Raw genomic sequence first — 23,883 nt, 5'->3', positions numbered from 1 at the left:
AAATATGAATGCTGTAGTGAGAAGCAGCGCGCTCGAACCAACCAACCCGGTTGCCTTCGAGCGTGATCTGCCCGTTATTTCCAATGAGCCGGTCAACGGCGAGTACCGACTGATGATCCTTTCGGCTCCGGTTGAACTGCTCGAACAGTGCCATGCCGGCCAGTTCTTTCATCTGCTTTGCCCGCAGATCGGCGGCGAGACGCCATATCTGCGCCGTCCGATGAGCATTTACGGCTTCTACCCCGAGAAGGGTGAACTGCACTTTCTCTACAAGGTGACGGGCGAAGGCACGCGCGCTCTGTCGCATTTGAAGACAGGCGACACGCTGAACGTTCTCGGTCCGCTGGGGCGCGGATTTACCATTGAAGATGACTGGGACCATTTGGTGTTGGTGGCGCGTGGCGTTGGCCTTGCAACGCTTGCCCCCCTGGCGCTCGAAGCCAAGCGGCTTGGTCGCAAGCTGACGGCAATCTGCAGCGCGCGTAGCGCTGACGTTCTGATGTCAGTGGAGTATTTCGAGGCGCTCGGCGCACGCGTCATTACGGTTACCGACACGGATGGCACGTCGAGCATCGAAAACCTAGAAGCGGTAATCGAGCAGCTCGTCGCGCTGGATGGCGTCGATGCGTTTTATACCTGTGGATCAAACCGCATCCTGCGCCTCTTGCAGAAAATCGGCGAGCGCCACGATATTCCCGGTGAAATCGCGCTGGAACAGCAAATGGCCTGCGGCCTTGGCATGTGCCACTGCTGCGTCCGCCCGTTCCGCAAGGATGGCGGCCAGGTCAATCTTCGCGTTTGCCGCGAAGGCCCGGTCTTTGACATGCAGGAGGCCATGCCATGGTAGATCTTGGTGTCGACGTCGGCTCGCTGAAGCTGAAAAATCCGATCATGCCTGCCTCGGGAACGTTCTCTGAGGAGTTGGCGGACGTGTTCGATCTCGATCTGATCGGCGCGCATGTGACCAAGACCATCACGCGCGGTCTGCGAGATGGCAACCCGACGCCGCGCGTGTGCGAAGTGTCGGGCTCGATGCTCAATTCCATCGGCATCCCCAGCAAGGGCGTCGGTTACTTCATCGAGAAGGTTGTCCCCTTCTACCAGCAGTACAAGACACCGTTGGTCGTCAGCATCTCCGGCAACACCGCCGATGAGTTTGCGACCTTGTGCTCGGAAGTCACTGTCGAGGGTGTTGACGCCATCGAAGTCAACATTTCCTGCCCGAATATCGAGGAAGACGGCAAGGCGTTCGCGATACGCCCCTCCTCCACTTACGATGTGATGTGCAAGCTGCGCCAGGCGACGCATCTCCCGCTCTGGGCCAAGCTGACGCCAAACACTGGCGAGACGCCAGAAGTCGCGCGTGCTGCGGAAGAAGGTGGTGCTGATGCATTGGTGGTGGCCAACACCATTCTGGCCATGGCCATCGACATTCGCACGCGCAAGCCGAAACTCGGCAATCTGATGGGTGGCCTGTCCGGCCCGTCGCTGAAGCCGATCGCTCTGCGTATGGCCTATCAATGTGCCCGCGCCACCAATATTCCAGTGATCGGCTGCGGTGGCATTTCCAATGCCGAGGACGTGCTGGAATTCCTGATTGCCGGGGCCACAGCTGTGCAGGTAGGGACCGCCACCTTCATCGATCCGGCAATCATGCCCAAGATCGTCACCGATCTTGAGGCTCTGCTGGCGAGCGGCGGCTACAGTTCGGTCCGCGACGTCATCGGCAGTGTCATCGACGAGGAACAGGACCCCGGGGTCGTCTTCATGGAGGCTGCTCCATGACAGCCCTGCGCGAGCGCCTCGACGAAACGTCCGACATCGAAATCGCGCGTTACCTCTTCGAGGAGATCGCCGCGCAGACACGCGATGTCGAGGGGGTCAGCCGTCCGGCCTTCTCGTCCATCGAAACTGCGACGCTGCAGTTTCTGGAGAGTTTCGCGCGCAAGGAAGGTCTGGCCGTCTGGTATGACGCCGGTCTGAACGCAAGGTTCAGCCTTCCCCATGACAAGGACGCCGAGCGTTACGTGCTCGTTGGTTCCCACGTCGACAGTGTGCCGTTCGGCGGCAATTTCGACGGGCTGGCTGGTATTGTCGCCGGGCTCGTCTGCCTCCTGCGCGCCCATCGCGCGGGCGAGCGTTTTGCGCGACCGGTTCATGTGCTGGCGATGCGCGGCGAGGAAAGCGCCTGGTTCGGCCCCTGCTATATCGGCTCGAAGGCTCTGACCGGGACGCTGGCCGAAGGCGAACTGAAAGCGACCCACAAGGGTGATGGGCGCTCGCTCGACGATCATATGGCCGATACCGGTCTGCCGATGGACCGGATCCGCTCCGCTGTTCCTCTCATGGATCTCTCGCAGGTCGAGGCCTATATCGAGCTTCACATCGAGCAAGGCCCCCTCCTCGTCGGCAAGGGAATTCCTGCAGCGGTAGTTTCCGGTATTCGTGGCAATTTCCGCCACCGTCACGTGCGTTGCATTGGTGAAGCAGGTCATTCCGGCGCCGTTCCGCGCGCGTTCCGCCGCGATCCGGTTTTTGCCATGGCCGACCTCTTGGGGCGACTCGACGAAAGCTGGTCGACCATCCTCAACATGGGTGATGACCTGGTGCTGACCAGCGGCATGGTGGGAACCGATCCTGCCCAGCACGCCATGTCGCGTATCCCGGATGAAATCACCTTCAGCCTCGATGTGCGCAGCCAGAGCCCCAAGACGCTGAACGACATGCGCCGCCTTCTGCATGCCGAGATGCAGCAGGTCGAGAAGGAGCGTCGCATTCGCTTTGAGCTTGACGAAGAGATGAGCGTCGAGCCGGCCTTATGCGCGCCGCATCTTGTAGAAGGGCTCAAGGCTGCTATGGAACGTGTGGGGCAAGAGCCCTTCGTGATGCCGTCGGGTGGCGGCCACGACGCCGCTGTCTTTGCTGCCGCTGGCGTTCCTTCGGGAATGGTCTTCGTGCGCAACGCCAATGGCTCGCACAATCCGCAGGAAGCGATGGAACTGGACGATTTCATCGCCGCCACAGATATCGTTCACGAGTTTCTCAAGAGGCACGAATGACGACCCTGACGATCCGCCGACCGGATGACTGGCACCTTCACCTTCGCGATGGCGCGGTGTTGAATGCGGTCCTGCCGCATACGTCTGAACATTTTGGGCGTGCGATCGTCATGCCCAACCTGGTGCCGCCCGTGGTCACGACGGCGCAGGCCAACGCCTACCGCGAGCGGATCATGGCCGCCCTCCCCGCGGGCCACGATTTCACGCCCCTGATGACCCTCTATCTGACGGAAGCGACCGACGCCGCCGATGTCGTGGCCGGTTTTGAGAGCGGCGCAATCACCGCAGTGAAACTCTATCCGGCAGGTGCGACCACGAACTCGCAAAGCGGCGTTCGCAACTTCGAGAATGTGCTGCCGGTTCTGGAGCGCATGGCCGAAGCTGGCGTGCCACTCTGCGTCCATGGCGAAGTCACCGATCCTTCCGTGGACATCTTCGATCGTGAGGCGGTGTTCATCGAGAAGGTTCTCGAGCCGCTGCGCCAGCGCATCCCGCAATTGCGCGTGATCATGGAACACGTCACCACCAAGGACGGCGTTGATTATGTCAGTGGCGGCGGTGACAATATCGGCGCGACGATCACCACGCATCATTTGATCATCAACCGCAACGCGCTGTTCATGGGCGGCATCCGTCCACATTATTACTGTCTGCCGATCGCAAAGCGCGAAGTCCACCGGCTGGCCCTGCGCAAAGCTGCCACCTCCGGAAACTCCCGTTTCTTCCTTGGCACCGATTCGGCACCGCATGTTGATCCGCTGAAGGAAAGCGCGTGTGGGTGTGCCGGCGTCTTTTCGTCGACCAATACGCTGGGTTGCCTTGCGCATGTCTTCGAAGAGGAAAACGCGCTCGACAAGCTGGAAGCCTTTGTTTCGTTGAACGGGCCGGCGTTCTACCGGCTTCCGGTGAGCGAACAGATGGTGACGCTTCGGCGTTATGATGAGCCGGTAGCCTTCCCTGCGAAGATCGAAACTGGCGATGGTCAAGTCACACTGTTCGATCCAATGTTCGCGATCCACTGGAATCTCGAACACTAGGCTGGCGAGAAAGCGGCTAAGTTGATAGCGAGAGGCGCGGTCAACAGAAGGATGCAGCCATGTTCTCAAACACATTCCCGGATCGCGCGGTAATTTCTGAGACAGTAGCCAAGATGCTGCTCGAAATTAATGCCGTGCACTTCCGTACCGATCAGCCCTATACGTTCACTTCCGGCCTTGCGAGCCCGGTCTATATCGACTGCCGGAAGCTGATCTCCTACCCGCGCATCCGCTCGGCCATCATGGACTTCGCCGCGTCGGTGATCTTCCGCAACGTTGGCTTCGAACAGTTCGACGCTGTCGCCGGTGGCGAAACGGCGGGGATCCCCTTTGCAGCATGGCTGTCCGATCGTCTCGGCTTGCCGATGGTGTATGTGCGCAAGAAGCCTAAGGGCTTTGGACGTGACGCGCAGATTGAAGGTTCGCTCGCCGAAGGCGCGCGGGTTCTTCTCGTGGAAGACCTGACCACCGATGGCGGCAGCAAGATCAAGTTTGCCGAAGCGGTTGCCAAGACAGGCGCGACGGTCACCGATACCTTTGCCGTGTTCTATTACGACATCTTCCCCGACACGCCGCAGAAGCTCGAGGCTGCGGGGATCCGTCTTCATTATCTTGCGACTTGGTGGGACATCCTCAAGGTTGCCAAGGAACAAAAGCGTTTCTCGAACGAAACCATTGAACAGGTGGAAAGCTTCCTTTCTGCACCCGTGCAGTGGTCGGCCAACAATGGCGGTATTTCGGAGTTGCCGCGCTAGCATGTAAGGAATGCATGATGTTTGACGTTTTCATGAAGGACCTGAACGAGCATGGTGGTGGCGTTCGTGCCTACGATGCGGTCGTTCGTGCTGCTCGTGCCCGTGTTGCCGGTGAACCCGACAATGCGGCGGCACTTCTGATGATCTCATACGCTGCCCAGCATTTCGTGGACGCTTACGACGATCAGCCGCTGACGGCCGACGAAGCTGCCGAGGAGTTCCAGCTTTTCAGCACGTTGCTGACTTCGCTCGACAAGGCATATGCCGGTGGCGCTTCGGCTGAAGAAAAGCTGGCTGTGCTCAACGCGGCCGCTGCAAAGCTGGTCGACCCGAGCTGATTGTTCGGCTGGCTTCTTGGGCCGGTCCGTAAAATTCCTGTTGCCGTCACGAACCGGTACCCGCAAGGGTCCGGTTCGTTGTCCGGCGGGGGGATGGAAATCAAAAAATTGCGAGGCGATCAGTGTCGCCTTTTTTCATGTCCGCGCCCCTGGTCGCGGACATGTCTTTTTGCGAGCCGGAGCTCTGAAAGCCGAGGCGTGGTCAGCGCACATCAGCCGATAGGGATGGCCTAGCGATTATGCCAGGCCTTCGGCCTTGAGGCTCTTCTGCACGGCCGGACGTGCAGCCACTGTGCCCATGAACTTCTGGATGTTCGTAAAGGGCGACAGGTCGAAACCTGTAAATCTGGTCCAGCCGAGGATCGTCCACAAATACGCATCTGCCGCTGTGAAGGTGTCACCGGTCAGATAGGTCTTGCCGGCCAGCTGTGCGTCAACATGGGTGAAGCGTTTGGTGAGGTGCGCGCTCGCAGCTGCCTTGGCCTCGTCCGTGGCGCCCGGCTTGAAGAAGACTCCGAAGCTCTTGTGCAGTTCCGATGAAATGAATGCCAGCCACTGCTGGACACGGTAACGGGCCATATTGCCTCCCGCCGGCATCAGGCCACTCTCCGGCTTTTGATCGGCAAGGTACTGCACGACCAGCTGCGCTTCGGTCAGGACGTCACCGTCTTGAGTAACCAGCGCCGGGACATAGCCATGAGGATTGATGGCGAGGAAGTCGTCGTTGTTGTCCGTCTGCTTGGTCTTCCCGTCAACCTTGACGAGTTCCGGCGAAAGCCCTGCTTCGTTGGCAACGATATGCGCTGCGAGCGAGCAAGCGCCCGGCATGTAATACAATTTCATAAGGTGAGCTCCATTCGAAATAAGGGCTGGCGGGGTCACCGATTGAAGAGACGGTGGAGACGCAGCCGCCTGATAGATGTTTATCCTCTGTCGATTCTTCAAGAGGTACATCGCGGATGTCGAAGCCTAGGCAATTGATATTGCGGGTGAAATTCTTTAGGGCCATCGACCCTCCCCTCCCCCTTTGCTTTCTCTTCGCAGGAAAGAGAGTGGAGGAGTGACTGTAGGGGTATCGATCTGCCATTCATTGTGGGCGTTGGACCCGACGACGCCGCGAAGTGAAGGTATCAAACTTAATTCGCATTTTCGTAGTTGACTGCGGTCAACCTCAGCGTAAACACTTGTGACTGTTAACCTCTCGTTAACTTTAAAATCCTTGCTGCAAACTGAGAATCAGAGCTAGATGCGGTTGTACGGCTAAAATAGCCTTCAAAACGCATGTGCGAGATTTTTCAGTGAATATGCAAGTGAAAGCCCAGAGGGAAATTGATGACGTTGATCTGCTTGTAACACAGCAGGCCAGCGACCTCTCTGCGATGTTGCACGAGCATCGGCTGGAGATGTTTCCCCCCAACGCGCACAAGACGCTGCGCCCGTTCCAGATCGCCGAAGTCGCCTCCTATCTTGGTGTCAGCGCCGGTTATCTGAAGAACCTGTCGCTTGAGGGCAAAGGGCCCCTCCCCGCTGTGACGCCGACCGGTCGCCGGTCCTATACGGCTGAGCAGATGCTGGAGATGCGTCATTTCCTCGACAAGAGCGCGCGCATTCCTAAATATGTGCCGCACCGTCGCGGAGCCGAACACCTGCAGATCTTGTCGGTGGTCAACTTCAAGGGCGGCAGCGCCAAGACGACGACCACCGCTCACCTCGCCCAGCATTTAGCGCTTGAGGGCTACCGGGTGTTGGCGATCGACCTTGATCCGCAGGCGTCATTGTCTGCGCTGCACGGCTTCCAGCCCGAGATCGACCACAATGAGTCGTTGTACGAAGCGCTGCGTTATGACGATCAACGCAAGTCGCTCAAGGATCTGGTGCGTCCGACCAATTTCCCCGGCCTGCACATTGTTCCGGCCAATCTGGAACTGCAGGAATACGAATACGATACGCCGCTGGCGCTCGCTCGCAATGACGGGTCGATGGGGCGGATCTTCTTCGGTCGTCTCGATGACGCGCTCGCCGATGTCGCGGACGATTACGACGTGGTGGTTATCGATTGCCCACCGCAGCTGGGGTATCTGACGCTGACGGCGCTATCGTCGTCGACGAGCGTTCTGATTACCGTCCACCCGCAGATGCTCGACGTCATGTCGATGTGCCAGTTCCTGATGATGATGGGCGAGGTGATGGGCACGCTCAAACGCGCCGGCGCAAATATGCAACTTGACTGGCTGCGCTATCTGGTGACGCGTTACGAGCCCACCGACGGGCCGCAAAGCCAGATGGTCGCGTTCATGCGTGCGATCTTCAAGAGTCACGTGCTTGTCAATGAAATGCTCAAGAGCACAGCGATTTCGGACGCGGGCATCACAAAGCAGACGCTTTACGAGGTCGACCGTTCCCAGTTCACCCGGGCGACCTATGACCGTGCGATGGAATCACTACGGCTCGTCAATGGGGAGATTGCTGACCTGATTAATGCTGCATGGGGACGTCGGTGATGGCTCGGAAGAACCTCCTTGTTTCGTTGACCGAGAGAAAGTTGACTGCGGTCAACCCGGCCGAAGAAGCGCCGGAGGCTTCGCTGTCCCCCGCAATGGAGCGCAACCGCGGACGCGGTGCGTTCGGTGCAATCACGCGCTCGATCGACGAACTCGCCGAGAAGGCGCAAGCGGTCAAGGAATTTGAAGCCAGGCTCCTCGACGGCGAAACAGTGATCGATCTCGACCCGGGATTGATCGACGTGTCGTTCATCGCCGACCGATTGGATGATGACAGCGAGGCGTTCGAGGAGCTGCTCGCCGCCATCCGGGAGAGGGGGCAGGACAGTCCCGTTCTGGTGCGTCCGCATCCGCAAGCCGAAGGTCGCTACATGACCGTTTTCGGCCACCGTCGCGTCCGGGCTGCCAAGGCACTTGACCGCAAGGTTCGCGCGGTCATCAAGCAGCTCGACGACCGGGCGCACGTCATCGCCCAGGGCCAGGAAAACAGCGCACGCGCGGACCTCTCCTTCATCGAGAAGGCTGTCTTTGCCCATAGCCTGGAAACGCGCGGCTACGATCGAGACGTTATCATGTCTGCGCTTTCCGTCGACAAGACGGTGGTGTCAAAGATGTTGTCGGTCGCAAAGGATATGCCGACTGACCTCGTGGCGTCGATCGGCGCCGCGCGCGCCAGTGGTCGCGACCGGTGGTACAGGCTGGCAGTGAAACTGCGCGACGATGATGTTGCATCCCGCGCGCGCAAGATTGCCCAGACTTCCGATTTCGTGGCGCTCGATAGTGATCGCAGGTTGGAGTTTCTTGCTGCCGAGCTTGATCGCGCCGAGGTGAAGCCAGGACGGCGGGCGCAGGACGCTCACACGTGGCGTGCGGCTGACAAGACCGTGGCGGTGGCAACCAAGGTTGGCCGTCAGGGGATGACGCTGCAGCTCACAGACAGGGATGCGAAGCCGTTTGGTACGTGGCTGTCCGACAATCTGGACAACCTCTACGACGCCTTCCGCAAATCAAACCAGTAAGTCTAACGGAGAACTGAACCGCAAAAGAAAAAGGCCCCCGAAACAGTATCCCGGAAGCCCTTCTCGTAGTGTGGTAGCTAGAGAATCGCATTTCCTGGAATCAGCGTCAAGAGTCTTTTTGGCTCCATCGCGCCGTTTTGGCGAGCGGATTTCTTTTGCCTGAAAGAAGGTGGGAGAAAAATGCAGACGCATTTCGTAGCGACGCCCTTTGGGCGGCGAGCGATGTCGCTTGGCATGATCGCAAGTCAGGCAGCTGCGCGGGATATCCCGGCCGGCACGCGTGCGAACAAATGGGAAGTGTTTCGTCACATCCGCGAGGCAAGGGATCTCATCGGCGCGACCGATCGGGGCCTGGCAATCCTCAACGCGTTGCTTTCTTTCCATCCAGAGCCCGAGTTGGCCGGAGACGGCGAGCTTGTCGTATGGCCGTCCAACGAACAATTGATGGCACGCGCCAATGGCATGCCGGCGACGACCTTGCGCCGCCATCTCGCCATTCTTGTTGATTGCGGTCTCATCATCCGCCGCGACAGCCCCAATGGAAAACGATTTGCCCGCAAGGGACGTGATGGCGAGATCCAGCAGGCCTATGGCTTCGATCTGTCGCCGGTGCTCGCCCGTGCGGCCGAGTTCGGGGCGCTCGCAGAAAGCGTTCAGGCTGAAAAGAAAGCGCTGCGTGTTGCCAGGGAACGGCTGACGCTTCTGCGTCGTGATATCGTCAAGATGATCGACACGGCGATCGAGGAGAAGGTGCCCGGGAATTGGGGGAGGGTGCTGCTCACCTACCAGGAGATCATCAGCAGGCTGCCGCGCAACGCTGGAAGGCTGGTTGCCGAGGACGTAGCCACTGATCTCCACGGACTTTGGACGGAACTGCGTGAGGTGTTGGAATCATTTGCAAAAACTCAGATTTCGGTTGCCAATGAGTCCCATTCCGGTCGCCACATACAGAATTCAAAACCAGACTCTAATCTTGAATCTATAGACTCAGAAAAAAAGAAGTCGGCCGCAGCGGTAGATCCCACGACCAACAACGTACACGTTCTGCCAGAGCGAGAGCTTCCGTTAACCATAGTTTTGGACGCTTGCCCCACTATCGGTTGGCTCGCAAAGGGCGGTGAGCCAATCCGGAGCTGGCGGGAATTGCTGGCGGCGGCGGGAATAGCGCGTTCAACGCTCGGCGTGAGCCCCAGCGCGTGGGAAGAAGCGCGCACGGCCATGGGCGACAAGCAGGCTGCGATCACGATTGCCGGGATTTATCAACGTTCAGAGCAGATCAGCAGCGCGGGCGGTTATTTGCGCAGCCTCACCGACAAGGCGCGTGAGGGCAAATATTCTGCGCTGCCGATGATCATGGCGCTGCTGCGGGCACGGTTAGACGATGCCCGGAAACCAGACGGCGGGGGAGGGGAGGGGGCTTCACCAAAAAATGAAGTCCCGCAATCATCGTCGCGGCCGCTCGAGATCAGCGAAGCTCTGAAGCGAAGCTTCGGCAAGCCTAAGGGTAGCGCCTGATGGGCAGGGAGACTGGCACGGCCATGCAGATGCGGACGACCGTGCCAGTCGCGTCACAGATTATATTGCTCGCGGGCGTAGCCACCCAGTCCAACGGCATCAAGCTTTGCCAGCGGCGCAAGGAACGTCACCTGGATGACGCCTGGCGCACGCCCAATCTCGATCGCGCCATTGATCGTTGCGCGGTTGCGCACTTCTGGCACGCTGATGCCAAGCAGTTTTGCGGCGCGCTCCAGCCCATTATCGATGGCAGCGTTCATGTTGGGTGCGGTGCCGATGACCGAGATCGGGGCCAGTTCCTCGACGGCAGCGAGGCCCCAGCTGCGCGCAAGCTTTTCAGCTCGCGCCCGCTCATCCGCCGAGAATGGTCGGGCCAGTGGCGGCAGGTCTTCCAGCAGCGGGAACAGGACGGGCCCATCGATCGGGTAGTTCTTGACCACCTCTACTTGCAACGTGACGCTGCCGGCGACGTCCATCGTGTGGCCGGCGATCTCGCCGTCTCCCTGCGCCGCGTGCATGTCGCCCATATAGACGCCGCCGCCCTTTACCTTCACGGGTGCAATGAGGATGGCGCCGGGCCTGACAGCATCGATGTCGAGATGTCCGTCGGTCTTGTGCTCAAGCAGTTCCTCCGGCGTCAGCCCGTAGGCATGGGGTGCGCCGACAAGAAATGCGCCGAAATCACCCGCATTGTGCGAATCTGGCATTGCGCGGGAAGGGGTGGTGCCGAGTTGGCCAAGGAACGGGCGCATGCGCACCATCACGCCGGGCATGTCAGAGGGCGCAAAGGCGAGGATCGGATGCTGCACGGAACCGTCCGGCAGCGCGGCGTAGTGGTAGGGATCGCGCGCAATTGTCTCGGCGGCGGCGCGTGGAACGGTCACACCGACACGTCGCGTCTCATCGAAGACGACCGTGTAACCGTGGACGATTTCGAACGGCGTGACCGCGTTCCCGCATTTGTTGCATTTGACTGCATCCTGCCCGATGCCCTCGAGATGCGTCTCCGGCCAGACTTCGTCACAGGAGGGGCACCTCGCGGCTACATATGGATCGCCGAGGCAGAAACCTTCCGGCGAGGAATCGTGTCCCGAGGCCGTCGCAATCGCCGTCACGGTCACGTCGCGGATCCTGATCGCAATGCCGTCGCCCGGTTCCGCACCATCGACATAGACAGGTTGTGTGACTTCATGCCCGCCGCGCAGACTTGGCGTGATCATCGGGCCCCAGCATCCCGGCGCCGTATTGGCGATGATCGTGCCGCCGTTTTCGACCGGACCCAACATCGGGGCGTCAGGGTCCAGAACGGCGTTGGTGTAACGGTCGACAATCACACTGCGCCTCGGCGCAGTCGAAGCAATCCCTGGCTTGTTCATGGTGTTTCCTCCCTTGATTCAACGTGTGCGCTGAATGCCTGAATTGAGCCTACTTCCCACTACGCCTGCGCTATCGCAGTGCCCGCACACCCGCACGGCGCCACCATGCATGCACGAGGCATGACCGTAAAGCCGTCATGAGAGCGCGCCAATTGTTTCAGACGAGGCCAAGCTGCGCAGTGGATTGCCTTGACTGACGCCAAGCGATGTCATGGCCGACGCTGTTGGCCGATTTTAATGAGACGACGGGCGGTGCGCTTTTGCTTCTCAAAGCGCAATAATTCGCACTTGATGCTATTCAATTTCGGCCTGCAACGTCTGGGCGATTTGCAATGCCTGATCGTGTTTCACGCTGCAGTTAGGGAATATGGGCGCGCTTCAGACCTTCGCGCCACGATACGACAAGTAGATAGTGGAGCGGCTGTGCGCCAGATGACGGCACGGTTGAATGTTTCTTGGAACTGGCAATGCAGCGCAGGTACTTCTCTCCAGCGAGTTGTCACTTGTGAGCTGATGATGCGGGAGTCGGCGAATCTGCTATGAGACCGCTTCCCTTTGTTTTTTCCATGCAGGCAAGATTGACCGCAGATCCAGTTCATATTCTCAAGACGGTCTATGGTTATGATGCGTTTCGCGGCCCACAGGCTGAGATCGTCAATCATGTCATGACTGGGAACAACGCCTTCGTTCTGATGCCTACCGGCGGAGGCAAGTCGTTGTGCTATCAGATCCCGGCATTGGCGCGTTCCGGTGTGGGGCTGGTGATCTCGCCGCTGATCGCCCTGATGGCAGATCAGGTCGAGGCGCTTCGTCAGGCCGGCGTTCGCGCCGCCGCCCTTAACTCCGACCTCGCATTAGAAGAGCGACGTGCTCTGTGGAACGAGATTTTTTCGGGACGGCTCGATCTGTTGTATGTTGCGCCTGAAACGCTCCTTAGAGCGGATGTCGTGGAGCGCCTGCGATCCGTGCCTCTGTCGTTGATCGCCATTGATGAGGCGCATTGTCTGTCACAATGGGGGCATGATTTTCGGCCGTCTTATCGTCAACTTAATATTCTGGCCGCGCAATTTCCTGACACTCCACGCATGGCTTTGACGGCCACCGCTGACGAGCCGACTCGCACAGAGATTCTGGAGCTTCTGCAGATCTCGCCACGCGACGCTTTCATCGCGGGCTTTGATCGTCCCAATATTCGCTACGCCATTGAGGAGAAGGATAATCCGAGGGCGCAGCTGAGCCGCTTTCTCAAGCGGCACCCGGGCGAAAGTGGCATCGTCTATTGCCTGTCGAAGCGCAAAACGGAAGAGACAGCAGAGTGGTTGTGCGCACAGGGCTATGACGCACTGGCCTACCATGGGGGAATGGACAAGGATCAACGCGCCTCGAACCAGGCACGTTTCCAGCATGGCGAAGCGGTCATCATGGTGGCGACCATCGCGTTCGGGATGGGGATCGACAAGCCGGATGTGAGGTTTGTCGCGCATCTCGATCTGCCGGGCAGTATTGAAGCCTATTATCAGGAAACGGGGCGAGCGGGGAGGGACGGGCTGCCATCCGATACGTTGATGCTCTACGGCACCGACGATATCGCGCTACGCGCCAGGTTCATCGAGGACTCAGATGCGCCGGACTTGCGTAAACGCACAGAGCGGCAAAAGCTGGATGCGTTACTTGGCTTGGCGGAGACGGCCGAGTGTCGGCGCAGGGTACTGCTGTCCTATTTCGGCGACGATTGCGATCCCTGCGGCAATTGCGACACGTGCATTGAGCCACCGCTTTTGTTCGATGGCACTGTCGCGGCGCAAAAGGCACTGTCCTGCATCCACCGTACCGGCGAGAGGTTCGGACAGGGCTATATTGTCGACGTTCTTCTGGGCGTTGAGGATGACCGCATCACCCGCATGGGGCACCATCAGATTTCGACCTATGGCATCGGACAGGAACATGACAGTCGAAGCTGGCGTGCGATCCTTCGCCAGTTGATTGCGTTGAGGCTGATTGATGTAGACCTTGGCGGCCATGGCGGGCTGTCGATCTCGGAGAGCGGCCGTCAGTTTCTCCGCGACAAGGCGACACTCCAGCTTCGCAAGCCTGCAAAGCGGGCTTCGCGGGGGAGAGTTGCGGGCACCGTTGCAATCGAGTTGCCGGAAGCCGATCAGGCACTGTTTCAGGCATTGCGCGAAAAGCGCTCGCAAATCGCCCGAACGCAAAATCTGCCGCCTTACGTGATCTTCCACGACAAGACGCTGATCGAACTGGCGTCTGCGCGCCCGGCGTCGCGGGCTGAAATGGCAAATGTACCCGGTGTTGGCGAAACCAAGCTCGAGCGCTACGGGCCGGCATTTCTTGCAGTTATCGCGGGGCACTCCACCTGACGCCAACCGGCTCGCGTGTCTGGTGGCCTGCCTTCACGATGCAAGTGATTTCAGGGTATCGATCAATTCCTCCACCGCCGTGCTGCGCGGTCGAAAACGACACCAGTAAAGATATGCTGGAATTTCAACGCTGTCTTCCACCGGCACGGCGACCAACCCCATCCGTTCGCAATCCATCGCCGAAAACTCATCGACGATAGATACGCCGATCTCCTCGGCAACAAAGGAGATCGCTGCCTCGACGAAATGCACGAAGACATCGATTTTTCGTTCGAAACCTGCGCGTGCATAGGTGGCGTCGATATACTTGCCGTGCGGCGTCTCCGGGGCAAACGAGATGAGCGTTTCACCCGCCAGCATTTTGGGCGAAATGGACGGTAGTCTGGCAAGCGCATGCGTTTGAGGCATGAGACAGACCAGTTTTCCGCGTGCGACGATCGTCGTTTCCAGTGTCGGGTCATCAGCCTTGGCGATGGTCGTGACACAGGCGCCCTGTCCGAACAAAAGATAGTCGCGGACGTCCTTCTGGGCGAGGAAGTCGCAATAGAAAACCCGAGCGGGATGATTGTCGCGCATACGCTTGAGCGCCTTGGGTATCAGGCGCATTCCGATGCTTGGCGTCGTTCCGAACCGGAACCTTGCGCCGTCGCCAGCGACGATGGATGAGATCGCCTCGGATAACCGGTCGAACTGGCCATACACCCGCTCGACCTCAACAAGGATCAGCTTGGCTTCCTCGGTTGGAACGAGGCGACCCCCTATGCGTTCGAACAGCGTCGTGCCCAACTCGTCTTCGAAGCGCTTGATAGTCATGGTCACACTGGGTTGCGAAACGCCCAGTTGCTGCGACGCGGAAGTGAGCGAGCCGGTCGCCATCACGGCCCGAAATACCTCGATTTGCCGATCCTTCAGTCGCGGCCTAGCCATTACCTGTCCACTTGAAATGCTTCATCTGCATAACTTTCAGTTATGATGTGTCGTGCTTAAACTATTGGTGTCCCCATTGGAAGCGCGCCATGCTTCGCTCAGGTGGCAGTTGCTGCCGGTGGTGGAGACATAGAATGATCAAGGGCAGCACCCGCCTCGTTGCGATTATTGGTTCCCCTGTTGTGCAGGTGAAGTCGCCCGAGAATTTCAACAACGCTTTTGCGCAGGCTGGCAGCGATGTTGCGATGATCGCGATGGACATTCCCAGCGATGGCATCGACGCGTTCCTTTCTTTGGCCCGAACCTGGCAAAACCTTGATGGTTTCGTGGTCACGATCCCTCATAAGCAGGCCATCGCCTCCGGGATTGATAGTGTCACACAGCGTGCGGCTTTGCTTGGCGCGGTCAATGTGGTGCGACGCGGTGCCGACGGGCAGCTGATCGGCGACATGGTGGACGGGTTGGGTTTTGTGCGCGCTGCGGAAAGCCACGGCTTCACGCCCAATGGCCGCGAGGCGCTCGTCATCGGCTGCGGTGGTGCCGGCAGTGCAATCGCTCATGCGTTGTGTGAAGCAGGCGTCTCGGTTCTGGCGATCTGCGATCCGGATGCGCAGCGTGTAGGCCGGCTGGCGTCCGCGTTGGCGGCGGAATTTCCTCAAATTTCGATCGCGACCGAGATCGGGGATCACTCGCGCTACGATCTTGTCGCCAACGCCACGCCACTTGGGATGCAGGCTGGCGATCCCCTCCCGCTGTCTGCGCCGGCAATCGCACTGCTAAAGCCGACGGCTCATGTCGCTGATGTCGTCACCTCACCGGAGGTGACGCCGTTCCTTGCAGCAGCACGCGCGCGCGGTTTGTCCATTCAAACCGGACCGGAGATGGCCAGAGCGCAGCTTGGACTGCTGGGAGCTTTCATGGGCGTGCTGTCGCCAGGCGATTGAAACAATCACGGTTTGAAGAAGACGGAAAGCGGTATGGACAGGGCAGTGGAGAAGTATGACGTCGTGGTCGTCGGCGCTGGCGCGGGTGGTATAGCCGCTGCCGTCGGTGCTGCGCGTACCGGCGCGCGCACACTTTTGATCGAGCGCTATGGCTTCATGGGCGGCGCGGCGACCAATTCGCAGGTACTGGCATATTGCGGCTTTTATGCCTGTGGAGATACCGCGCGGCAGATGGTGTATGGCGTCGGGCAGGAGCTTCTTCAGCAGCTGAAGAGCCTCGGCGTCGACATTCAGCCGATCGTCTCAAAAAGTGGTTACTGGATCATCATGCTCGATCCGGAAGCGACGAAGCTCGCCTTTGATCGGCTCGCGCTTCAGAACAACGTTGAAATTGCGCTGCACAGCCGCGTTGTCAGCGCGCAGGTTTGCGACAACCGCATTCGTTCTGTGACCTTGGCCGATCATGCCGGACTGGTCACTGTTGAAGCCGGGGCGTTCGTGGATGCCAGCGGCGAAGCGACATTGTCGGTCTTGGCCGGTGTGCCGTTGACGCTTGAAGGCGGGGCCGACGCGCATCTGCAGCCGTCGTCATTTCCTGTGCGGATTGGCGGTGTGCCGGATGGCGTCGAGTTTGACCGCGAAATCATGGCCGGGCTGATCGCCCAACATAATGAGACGGCTGAAATGCCGATCCTGCGTGCGGATGGAGGCGTTATGTCTCGTCTGCCGTTGACGGACCAGTTCTGGTGGATGGCAATCGACCTTGAAACTGACGGGATTACCAATAAGAGCCTCAGCGCGGTCGAGACAACTGCGCGAGAACTGGCTTGGCGTAATCTTGAAGTGTTGCGCCGCCATCCCGGATTTGAGCGTGCATATCTCGTTTCCACCGGTCCACAGATCGGTGTGCGTGAAACAAGGCGGCCACTCTCGCGCGCCGATGTCCAGGAAGTCGATGTGATTGAAGGCAGGCGTTACGATGACGGCATTGGCCGGGGCAGTTGGCCAGCTGAAGTTCACGAAGCTCCAGGCCGCGCGCGTTTCGTCGATATTGGCGGCGATGGCTTCTTCGACATTCGCGCAGGTGCGCTCGAAGCTGCACAGGTGGACAATCTGCGTCTTGCTGGCCGTGTGATCGGTGCCGACAGCCGCGCTTATGGCTCTGTGCGCGTCATGGGCACTGCATTTGCCTCTGGCCACGCAGCCGGTGTGTCTGCGGCCCTGGCCTCGCAAGACGGCGCAGCCGAAATAGGGCTGTTGAGGAAAACGCTTTTGGAGCAAGGCGCACTTGTCTGACCGCTTTGGAGAGAAAACGATGGAGCCTGCGGCTGCGGTTTCAGACAATTACGATTTAATCGTGCTGGGAAGTGGAGCCGCAGGCCTGGCCGCTGCAGCTACCGCCGCCAGCCACGGATTCAGGGTTCTTGTTGCAGAAAAAGACCGGCACTTCGGTGGCGCTTCGGCAATTTCAGGTGGAACAATCTGGATTCCGGGCACGGCCCAAGCCATCGAAGCGCAACTGGATAGCTCGCTTGAGACAGCGCGTAAATTTCTGATGAAGCTCGCTGGCGACGGTGCCCACACCCATTTGATTGACGCATTTCTTGCGCGCGGTGCAGAGGCGCTGGCCTATCTGGAACAAAACACCGAGCTGGAATTTCGAGTGAGACCAGTTTCGCCTGACTACCATATGGAGATCGATGGTGCGTCGGAGGGTGGTCGGGCACTCGAGATTGTCGAATATGACGGCAGTTGGCTGGGCGCGCGTTTCGCTGAACTTCGCAAGCCGCCGGAAGGAATGCTGCTCTTCGGCGGCATGATGGTCAACCGTGTCGATATTCAGCATTTTCTCAACATGCGTCGCTCATTCACGTCGTTGGCGCACTGTACCAGACTGATCCTCGGCTATCTCAAAGACCGGATCTCCCATTCTCGCGGCACGCGACTTGTTGTCGGCAACGCACTGATGGCGAGGCTGGCGCGTTCAGTGATGGACCTTGGAGTGGATCTGCGCACGAATGTGTCGACACACAGGTTGATCGTCGACGATGGCGTGGTGCGGGGCATCGTCATTGCCTCCGAAAATGGTGAGCGCGAGATCCGCGCTCGGGCGGGTGTGGTGTTGGCGACTGGTGGATTTGGTGCTTCCGGCGATGCTGGGAAATGGCGCCCGGCGACCAGCAATGATCATCGCTCGATGTCACCGCAGGCGAATGTCGGGGAAGGGCTTCGTTTCGCGGCGCAGGCCGGGGCGGCCATGGGCGAGGGGCTGGTCTCGAATTTCTATTGGGCGCCCATCTCGGTGATGGTCAAACCCGACGGGACTGAGGAAAAGTTTCCGCATCTGGTGACGGATCGCGCCAAGCCGGGCCTCATTGCCGTGAACAAGGAGGGACGCCGTTTCGTGAACGAGGCGGATTCCTATCATCGTTTTGTGATGGCAATGCAGAGTGATCCGCAACGAAACTCGCCTTGCTACCTGATTTGTGATGCCAAGGCGCTGGCGGCATATGGAATGGGGCTGGCTCGACCGGCTCCCGGGTCGAACACTGCGCTGGTCAGGAACGGCTATCTCATCAAGGCCGATACCATCGAAGAACTGGCGAGACATATCGGCGTTCCAGCCGCCGCGCTTGCGGACACGGTTACCCGTTACAATTCTGCGGCGGAAACAGGCGTCGATGGCGAGTTCGGCAAGGGCAGCAGTTCGTACAACCGCTCGATGGGCGATGCAGGCCATCGGCCCAACCCGTGCCTTGCACCGGTTGCACAGGCGCCGTTTTATGCCGTGAAATTGATGACAGGAGATCTTGGGTCGGCGCGCGGAATCTGTACAGACAGTGCGGCACGCGCGATTGATCTCGAAGGTCGGCCGATTCCCGGGCTTTACGCTGCAGGCAACGACATGAATTCCATCATGAATGGAACCTATCCTGGCCCCGGCATTACGCTCGGGCCTGCACTCACATTCGGTTACATCGCCGCGAAGGACGCAGTCGCGCGGCTACAAGATCAAGTTCAGGAGGGATGATCAGATGATCTACGAAATGAGAACCTACACGCTGCGGCCGACCCGGATGCCCGACTGGCTGGCGCTCTACAAGAACCATGCTCTGGCGGTGCAACAGGAATATCTTGGCAATCTGGTCGGATTTTTCACCACAGAGTTTGGAACAGCCAATCAGGTGGTCCATATCTGGGCATATGAAAGCCTTGATGACCGTGCAGAGCGTCGCGCGCGCATGGCTGCAGACCCACGCTGGGCCGAGTTTGGCGCAAAGAACAAGGAACTCGACGCAGTTGTCGAGCTGAAATCAACAATTCTCAAGCCAACCGATTTTTCGCCCTTGGCGTGAAGCAACTTGAAACGGACAGCATGAACGCCGCAGAAACTCTCTTCCCGAATTTTCGCTCTGTCGAGGTCGAGACCTCCGGTGCACGCCTGTCCGCGGTCGTGGGTGGGGCGGGCGCACCGGTGCTGCTGCTTCATGGCTATCCACAAACCAAGGCGGCATGGCATCGTGTCGCCGGGCCGCTCGCTGAAAAATTCACGGTCATTGCACCGGATCTTCCGGGCTATGGTGACAGCCGCGTTATCGACCCTCCGCAGGATTGGGGCAGCAAACGCTGGATGGGTGCCCAGCTCCACGAGCTGATGATGTCGCTGGGATATCAGAATTACGCAGTGGTCGGGCACGACCGTGGTGGCCGGGTGGGCTATCGCATGGCGTTGGACTTGCCCGATTCCGTGCGCGCATTCGCTTCCCTTGCGGTTGTTCCCACCTCAGAGATGTGGAGGGGGGCCGACAAGAATTTCGGCATGGGTGCATTCCATTGGTACATGCTCGCGCAGCCTCACGACCTGCCAGAAAGGCTGTTGTCTGCCGACCCGGACTATTTCCTCGACCTTACGCTGGAAAAAATGAGCGGTGGCCTCGAACGGCTGCATCCTGTCGCGCTTGCCGAATATCGGCGGGCATTTCGGGAGCCGTCAGTGCGCCATGCAATGTGTGAGGACTATCGGTCCGGTGCGGGTAGTGACGAGCGCCTGGATCTGGATGACCGCAGCAGCGGCAGAATGCTGGCTCAGCCGGTGCTGGTGCTGTGGGAAGAAGGCAGAACGTTCGGCGGCGGCCGAATCCCGATTGATATCTGGCGACAGTGGGCTGCCGATGTCTCGGGGCGTGGTTTGGCAGGGGGCCACCTGCTAGCCGAAAATGCCGCCGCCGACGTTCTTGCTGACCTCATTCCGTTTCTGGAGCGAAACTGAGATGAAGCAGGAAGCTCGGGACGAACCATCTTCAAATGGGGCCGAACCGGCACTGAGCCTGCGACAAATCGAGGTGTTTCACGCGGTTGTTCTGGCCCGCTCGATCACGGCGGCGTCCAAGGTTCTCAATGTATCTCAGCCTTCGCTGAGCCGCACCATTCGAAGAATGGAGGATCTTCTTGGGATCGAACTGTTTGCACGAGAACGAGGCGGGTTGATCCCAACCTCGGAAGCGCTGCTGATTTTCGCTGAGATTGACGGGATCGTACGACAGATTTCTGGTCTTTCGGGACAGATTTCGCGCATTATCGGCGGAGAAGCGGCGGTTTTTCGCGTCGGTGCAACGGCAAGTCCCGCCCGTGCGCTGGTGCCCCAGGCGTTGAAGGCGCTTTCCGTCAGAGTTCCCTCGCTGGAGCTGTTTTTCGATGTTCTGTCGGTGGACCAGATGGATGACTATCTGGTGAGCGGACGCGGCGAAGCGATTGTCACGATCGCTGAGGTCGACCATCCCCTGATCGGCAGCGAGCGGGTCGGAACAGCACGGCTTGTTGCGGTCGTACCAAGCTCGCATCCTCTTGCAGATCGCGAGACGCTTTCAGCGGCCGATCTGGAAGGTGTTGATTTTATTGCTTTTCCCGATTTTGGCGCGCATCACGCCGTGATCGACAAATATCTCAAGACGACCTCGGTTAACGTGAACATCAAGGCCGTGGTACGCTTTTCTGACACGGCACTGGCGCTGGCCAATCAGGGGATGGGTATCGCCCTTGTCGATGCGCTCGCCGTGATGGGGCCGATCGGCGACGGGGTCGTCGTCAGGCCCCTGCTGGATCCGCCATCTTTTCAGGTTTCTGTTCTCTGGAACCGCATGCGTCCGCGTTCCAATAATTTGAAGAACCTGATTCATATTCTGCGAAAAAGGCTGGAGGAGAAGACACCGGGAGATGAATGCCAAAGCTATGCCTTGAGGGCATGACAAGTAAGCAATTCGGTTATTGATGGTGCGCGTTGTAACTGGCAACAACGCCGTCTAATGACCCAAAGAGGTTAAACTTAGGAAGGAAAGTTACATGAACAAGTTCACATTGACTCGTCGTCAGGCTCTTCTGAGCGCCGGTGCTGCCGCTGCGGTGGTCGGGTTTGGCGTGCCTGCCCGTGCAGAGATGAAAGTCAATCTGGGCGTGATCCGGCTGGCCAGCCATGCGCCCAGCTTCATTGCGTTCGAGCGCGGATACTACAAGGACGAAGGTCTGGATGTTGAGCTGAAGTACTTTGAAGCAGCTCAGCCGATGGCCGTTGCCATCGCCTCGGGCGATGCTGACTATGGCGTGACCGCGATGAGCGGCGGCCTGATCAGCCTCGCTGAAAAAGAGGTCATCAAGGTTATCGGCGGCGCTCTGACCGAAGAGAAGGGTCTCGTCGGTGCGATTATTCTCGCCTCGAACAAGGCTTATGAAGCCGGTCTGACCTCGCCTAAGGAGCTGGCAGGCAAGTCCTTCGGCATCACCACGACCGGTTCGTCCTTCCATTTCATGGCGCACAAGATCGCACAGGCCAACAACATTCCGTTGTCCGAGATCAGCCTGCGTCCGTTGCAGAAGGTCGGCGCAGTTGTTGGTGCACTGTCGTCGGGTCAGATCGACGCCTGGGCGATCCAGCCGAGCATCGCCAAGAAGCTCATTGCTGACGGCGCAGCCAAGCAGATTGGTCTGGTTTCCGATTACGCACCTGACTACCAGGTGACGACGGTGTTCACGTCGACCAACAACGCGGCCAATGAGCGTGAGAAGACCGAGGCCTTCATCCGCGCTTATTCGAAGGCCGTCGCCGACTACAACGCGGCGTTCGTCGACAAGACCGCTTCAGCCGAAGACGTCGATGCACTCGCCAAGATCGTTCACAAATATGTCGAGGCGGATCTCCCATTCGAGCAGGCCAAGACAAATCTGGTTGAAGGCTCGATGCGCATCAACAACAACCTGGCAATGTCGCTAGGCTCGGTCACCGAGCAGCTGGACTGGTTCAAGTCGGAAGGCATGGTCAAGGACACCATTACGCCAGAGATGCTTTTCGACACTTCCTACGTCGAAATTCTCTGATCTTTCGACATTATTGAAAATCGCGGGAGGCCCGTAACGGGCCTCCGCTGGAGTTCGCCATGGATTTGCGGATCGACAAAGTCAGCCATACTTATGGTTCAGTAGAGGTCTTGCGTGATATTTCGCTCGACATCCCTCAGGGGCAGATTGTCTGTCTCATCGGCCCTTCCGGTTGCGGAAAGTCGACGCTGTTGCGGTTTCTCGGGGGGCTCGAACAGCCAACATCCGGTTCCGTCCTTCAGATTGGTGAGCCCGATAGCGACTCGCTCAATCCTTTGACCTATGTCTTCCAGCACTTCGCTTTGCTGCCCTGGCGTACGGTTGAGGGCAATATCAAGCTGGTGCTGGAAGACCATGGCATCAGCGGCAGCGAGATGGACAAGATTGTGACGGATGTGCTTGCCCGCACAAGGCTGTCTGATTTCCGCACGGCGCTGCCAAAACAGCTGTCCGGCGGCATGAAACAGCGCGTGGCGATTGCCCGCGCTCTTGCCGTGCGCCCGGCTGTCATGTTGATGGACGAGCCCCTGTCGGCGCTGGATAGCCAGACGCGCGAATTGCTGATGGATGATCTTGTCGGGTTGTGGACGCGCCAGCCATTCACTGCCGTCTATGTCACGCACAATCTTGCCGAAGCTGTCCGCCTTGGCCATCGCATTGTTGTTCTGTCGCGCCGTCCGGGCCGTATCCGCGCTATTGTCGATATCGACATGCCGCTCGATGAACGAGCGCTTGCGAATGTCGAGCTTGAAGCCAAGCAGCAGGAACTGTGGGAGCTGATGCGCGAAGAGGCTGCGGCTGCAGATCAGGAGTTGCTCAATGTCTGATGCCGTGGTGCGTAAGGTTAAATTCCGGGGCCGTGGCTTCGAGCCGACGCATGTGCGCGGCGTGGGCCTTGTTGTGTTCATCATGCTGATTGCCATCGCAGAGCTTGGAACCCGCAGCGGTTTCATCTCTTCCCTGACACTGCCGCATCCGTCGGCGGTTCTGGAGACGCTGGTCCAGCTTTACAACACCGGTCTGCTCTGGAAGCATCTGTTGCCGTCGCTGAATCGTCTGGTTGTTGGCGCGTCTCTGGGGATTGCCGCCGGCATTGGCCTGGGTGTGCTGATTGGCTTGTTCAGTCTCGTGCGCGCTGGGCTTGTCCCGCTGGTCGCCGCGCTGTTCCCGATCCCGAAGATCGCGCTGCTGCCGCTGTTCGTCATCTGGTTTGGCATCGACGAAACGTCCAAATATGCGCTGATCGCATTTGGAACCTTTACGCCGACCGTCGTGGCGACCTATGGCGCGGTCGACAATGTGGATCGCAGCCTCATCCGCATGGGGCAGAGTTTCGGCCTGTCGTGGTGGTCGATCGTACGCAAGATCGTGCTCCCCGGTGCGTTTCCGGCAATCTTGTCCGGTCTGCGCGTTTCGATCTCCATTGCGATCATCCTGCTCGTGGCCGCCGAGATGCTTGGCGCGGAATATGGCGTCGGCTCCTACATTCTGGAGGCGGGGGCGCTGTATGATCTTGAGCGCCTGTTTGCCGGCGTGACGATCCTGTCCGTGATGGGTCTGGTCACGAACTGGCTTATCGGATTGATCGAGAAACGTTTCCTGGGCTGGCGCTGATCCGCGGTAGTCCCGGACACCTGTCGGGCGGCTCCTTGCCAGTCGAAGAGCCGT

The 23,883-nt window shown here is 59.1% G+C and carries 22 protein-coding genes; 19 read left to right on the top strand and 3 right to left on the bottom strand.

Annotated features, from left to right (window positions below; all coding sequences use genetic code 11):
• Window positions 1–4 precede the first annotated feature (4 nt).
• From BMZ42_RS02440 to BMZ42_RS02415, 6 genes are read left to right on the top strand one after another with little or no spacing between them, the layout of a single operon-like run.
• Window positions 5–847, top strand: coding sequence for a dihydroorotate dehydrogenase electron transfer subunit (locus tag BMZ42_RS02440; RefSeq protein ID WP_091518155.1), 843 nt, complete (start codon window positions 5–7; stop codon window positions 845–847).
• Window positions 841–1,785 carry a dihydroorotate dehydrogenase gene (locus tag BMZ42_RS02435; RefSeq protein ID WP_091518153.1) on the top strand — a complete coding sequence of 315 codons (945 nt, stop codon included), beginning with the start codon at window positions 841–843 and terminating at the stop codon, window positions 1,783–1,785. Before BMZ42_RS02440 ends, BMZ42_RS02435 begins: the two co-directional genes overlap by 7 nt.
• Window positions 1,782–3,059 carry a Zn-dependent hydrolase gene (locus tag BMZ42_RS02430; RefSeq protein ID WP_091518151.1) on the top strand — a complete coding sequence of 426 codons (1,278 nt, stop codon included), beginning with the start codon at window positions 1,782–1,784 and terminating at the stop codon, window positions 3,057–3,059. Before BMZ42_RS02435 ends, BMZ42_RS02430 begins: the two co-directional genes overlap by 4 nt.
• Window positions 3,056–4,096 (top strand): dihydroorotase, encoded by a 1,041-nt coding sequence (gene pyrC, locus BMZ42_RS02425; RefSeq protein ID WP_091518147.1) that lies wholly within the window; start codon window positions 3,056–3,058, stop codon window positions 4,094–4,096. The genes BMZ42_RS02430 and pyrC overlap by 4 nt, the downstream gene beginning before the upstream one ends.
• A gap of 59 nt (window positions 4,097–4,155) precedes the next feature.
• Window positions 4,156–4,851, top strand: coding sequence for an orotate phosphoribosyltransferase (locus BMZ42_RS02420; RefSeq protein ID WP_091518144.1), 696 nt, complete (start codon window positions 4,156–4,158; stop codon window positions 4,849–4,851).
• Between the two features lie 17 nt (window positions 4,852–4,868).
• Window positions 4,869–5,189, top strand: coding sequence for a hypothetical protein (locus BMZ42_RS02415; RefSeq protein ID WP_091518142.1), 321 nt, complete (start codon window positions 4,869–4,871; stop codon window positions 5,187–5,189).
• Between the two features lie 237 nt (window positions 5,190–5,426).
• Here the strand turns inward: BMZ42_RS02415 and gstA are convergent, their stop codons facing one another.
• Window positions 5,427–6,032 (bottom strand): glutathione transferase GstA, encoded by a 606-nt coding sequence (gene gstA / locus BMZ42_RS02410; RefSeq protein ID WP_091518140.1) that lies wholly within the window; start codon window positions 6,030–6,032, stop codon window positions 5,427–5,429.
• 461 nt (window positions 6,033–6,493) lie between these two features.
• Here gstA and repA point away from each other — a divergent pair, with 461 nt between their 5' ends.
• From repA to repC, 3 genes are all read left to right on the top strand, one after another.
• On the top strand, window positions 6,494–7,690 hold the full coding sequence (repA, locus tag BMZ42_RS02405) for a plasmid partitioning protein RepA (RefSeq protein ID WP_420492435.1): 1,197 nt from the start codon (window positions 6,494–6,496) through the stop codon (window positions 7,688–7,690).
• Window positions 7,690–8,709, top strand: a complete 1,020-nt coding sequence (gene repB, locus BMZ42_RS02400; RefSeq protein WP_175556612.1) for a plasmid partitioning protein RepB — start codon at window positions 7,690–7,692, stop codon at window positions 8,707–8,709. Before repA ends, repB begins: the two co-directional genes overlap by 1 nt.
• 180 nt (window positions 8,710–8,889) lie before the next feature.
• Window positions 8,890–10,224 carry a plasmid replication protein RepC gene (gene repC, locus BMZ42_RS02395; protein ID WP_091518130.1) on the top strand — a complete coding sequence of 445 codons (1,335 nt, stop codon included), beginning with the start codon at window positions 8,890–8,892 and terminating at the stop codon, window positions 10,222–10,224.
• Between the two features lie 53 nt (window positions 10,225–10,277).
• On the opposite strand, the gene BMZ42_RS02390 is transcribed toward repC, so the two are convergent.
• A complete protein-coding gene (locus BMZ42_RS02390) occupies window positions 10,278–11,600 on the bottom strand; it encodes an acetamidase/formamidase family protein (protein ID WP_091518127.1) in 1,323 nt (440 codons plus the stop codon).
• A gap of 578 nt (window positions 11,601–12,178) precedes the next feature.
• On the opposite strand from BMZ42_RS02390, the gene recQ reads away from it, so the two are divergent.
• Window positions 12,179–13,975: a DNA helicase RecQ gene (gene recQ / locus BMZ42_RS02385; RefSeq protein ID WP_091518436.1), complete on the top strand. Its 1,797-nt coding sequence runs from the start codon at window positions 12,179–12,181 to the stop codon at window positions 13,973–13,975.
• A gap of 33 nt (window positions 13,976–14,008) precedes the next feature.
• Here recQ and BMZ42_RS02380 read toward each other — a convergent pair whose 3' ends face one another.
• On the bottom strand, window positions 14,009–14,902 hold the full coding sequence (locus BMZ42_RS02380) for a LysR family transcriptional regulator (protein WP_091518124.1): 894 nt from the start codon (window positions 14,900–14,902) through the stop codon (window positions 14,009–14,011).
• A gap of 134 nt (window positions 14,903–15,036) precedes the next feature.
• On the opposite strand from BMZ42_RS02380, the gene BMZ42_RS02375 reads away from it, so the two are divergent.
• The 9 genes from BMZ42_RS02375 to BMZ42_RS02335 all read left to right on the top strand — a co-directional run bounded on the left by BMZ42_RS02375 (window position 15,037) and on the right by BMZ42_RS02335 (window position 23,829).
• Window positions 15,037–15,846, top strand: coding sequence for a shikimate dehydrogenase family protein (locus tag BMZ42_RS02375; RefSeq protein WP_091518122.1), 810 nt, complete (start codon window positions 15,037–15,039; stop codon window positions 15,844–15,846).
• Window positions 15,847–15,879: 33 nt separating this feature from the next.
• Window positions 15,880–17,142: an FAD-dependent oxidoreductase gene (locus BMZ42_RS02370; RefSeq protein ID WP_091518119.1), complete on the top strand. Its 1,263-nt coding sequence runs from the start codon at window positions 15,880–15,882 to the stop codon at window positions 17,140–17,142.
• 19 nt (window positions 17,143–17,161) lie between these two features.
• Complete coding sequence (locus BMZ42_RS02365; RefSeq protein WP_091518117.1) at window positions 17,162–18,877, top strand: FAD-dependent oxidoreductase; 1,716 nt, start codon at window positions 17,162–17,164, stop codon at window positions 18,875–18,877.
• Window positions 18,878–18,881: 4 nt separating this feature from the next.
• A complete protein-coding gene (locus BMZ42_RS02360) occupies window positions 18,882–19,202 on the top strand; it encodes an NIPSNAP family protein (protein WP_175556611.1) in 321 nt (106 codons plus the stop codon).
• A 20-nt stretch (window positions 19,203–19,222) separates the two neighbouring features.
• Complete coding sequence (locus BMZ42_RS02355; RefSeq protein ID WP_091518115.1) at window positions 19,223–20,116, top strand: alpha/beta fold hydrolase; 894 nt, start codon at window positions 19,223–19,225, stop codon at window positions 20,114–20,116.
• Window position 20,117: 1 nt separating this feature from the next.
• Entirely contained in the window at window positions 20,118–21,092 is a 975-nt protein-coding gene (locus tag BMZ42_RS02350; protein ID WP_175556610.1) for a LysR family transcriptional regulator, read from the top strand.
• A gap of 94 nt (window positions 21,093–21,186) precedes the next feature.
• Window positions 21,187–22,215 (top strand): ABC transporter substrate-binding protein, encoded by a 1,029-nt coding sequence (locus BMZ42_RS02345; protein ID WP_091518109.1) that lies wholly within the window; start codon window positions 21,187–21,189, stop codon window positions 22,213–22,215.
• A gap of 59 nt (window positions 22,216–22,274) precedes the next feature.
• Window positions 22,275–23,042: an ABC transporter ATP-binding protein gene (locus BMZ42_RS02340; protein ID WP_091518107.1), complete on the top strand. Its 768-nt coding sequence runs from the start codon at window positions 22,275–22,277 to the stop codon at window positions 23,040–23,042.
• A complete protein-coding gene (locus BMZ42_RS02335; RefSeq protein ID WP_091518105.1) occupies window positions 23,035–23,829 on the top strand; it encodes an ABC transporter permease in 795 nt (264 codons plus the stop codon). The genes BMZ42_RS02340 and BMZ42_RS02335 overlap by 8 nt, the downstream gene beginning before the upstream one ends.
• Window positions 23,830–23,883 lie beyond the last annotated feature (54 nt).

This window comes from Aquamicrobium aerolatum DSM 21857 (assembly GCF_900113935.1).
Taxonomy (GTDB): domain Bacteria; phylum Pseudomonadota; class Alphaproteobacteria; order Rhizobiales; family Rhizobiaceae; genus Aerobium; species Aerobium aerolatum.
The sequence above is the reverse complement of the archived record's forward strand: the minus strand, read 5'-3'. Positions and strand labels throughout refer to the sequence as shown.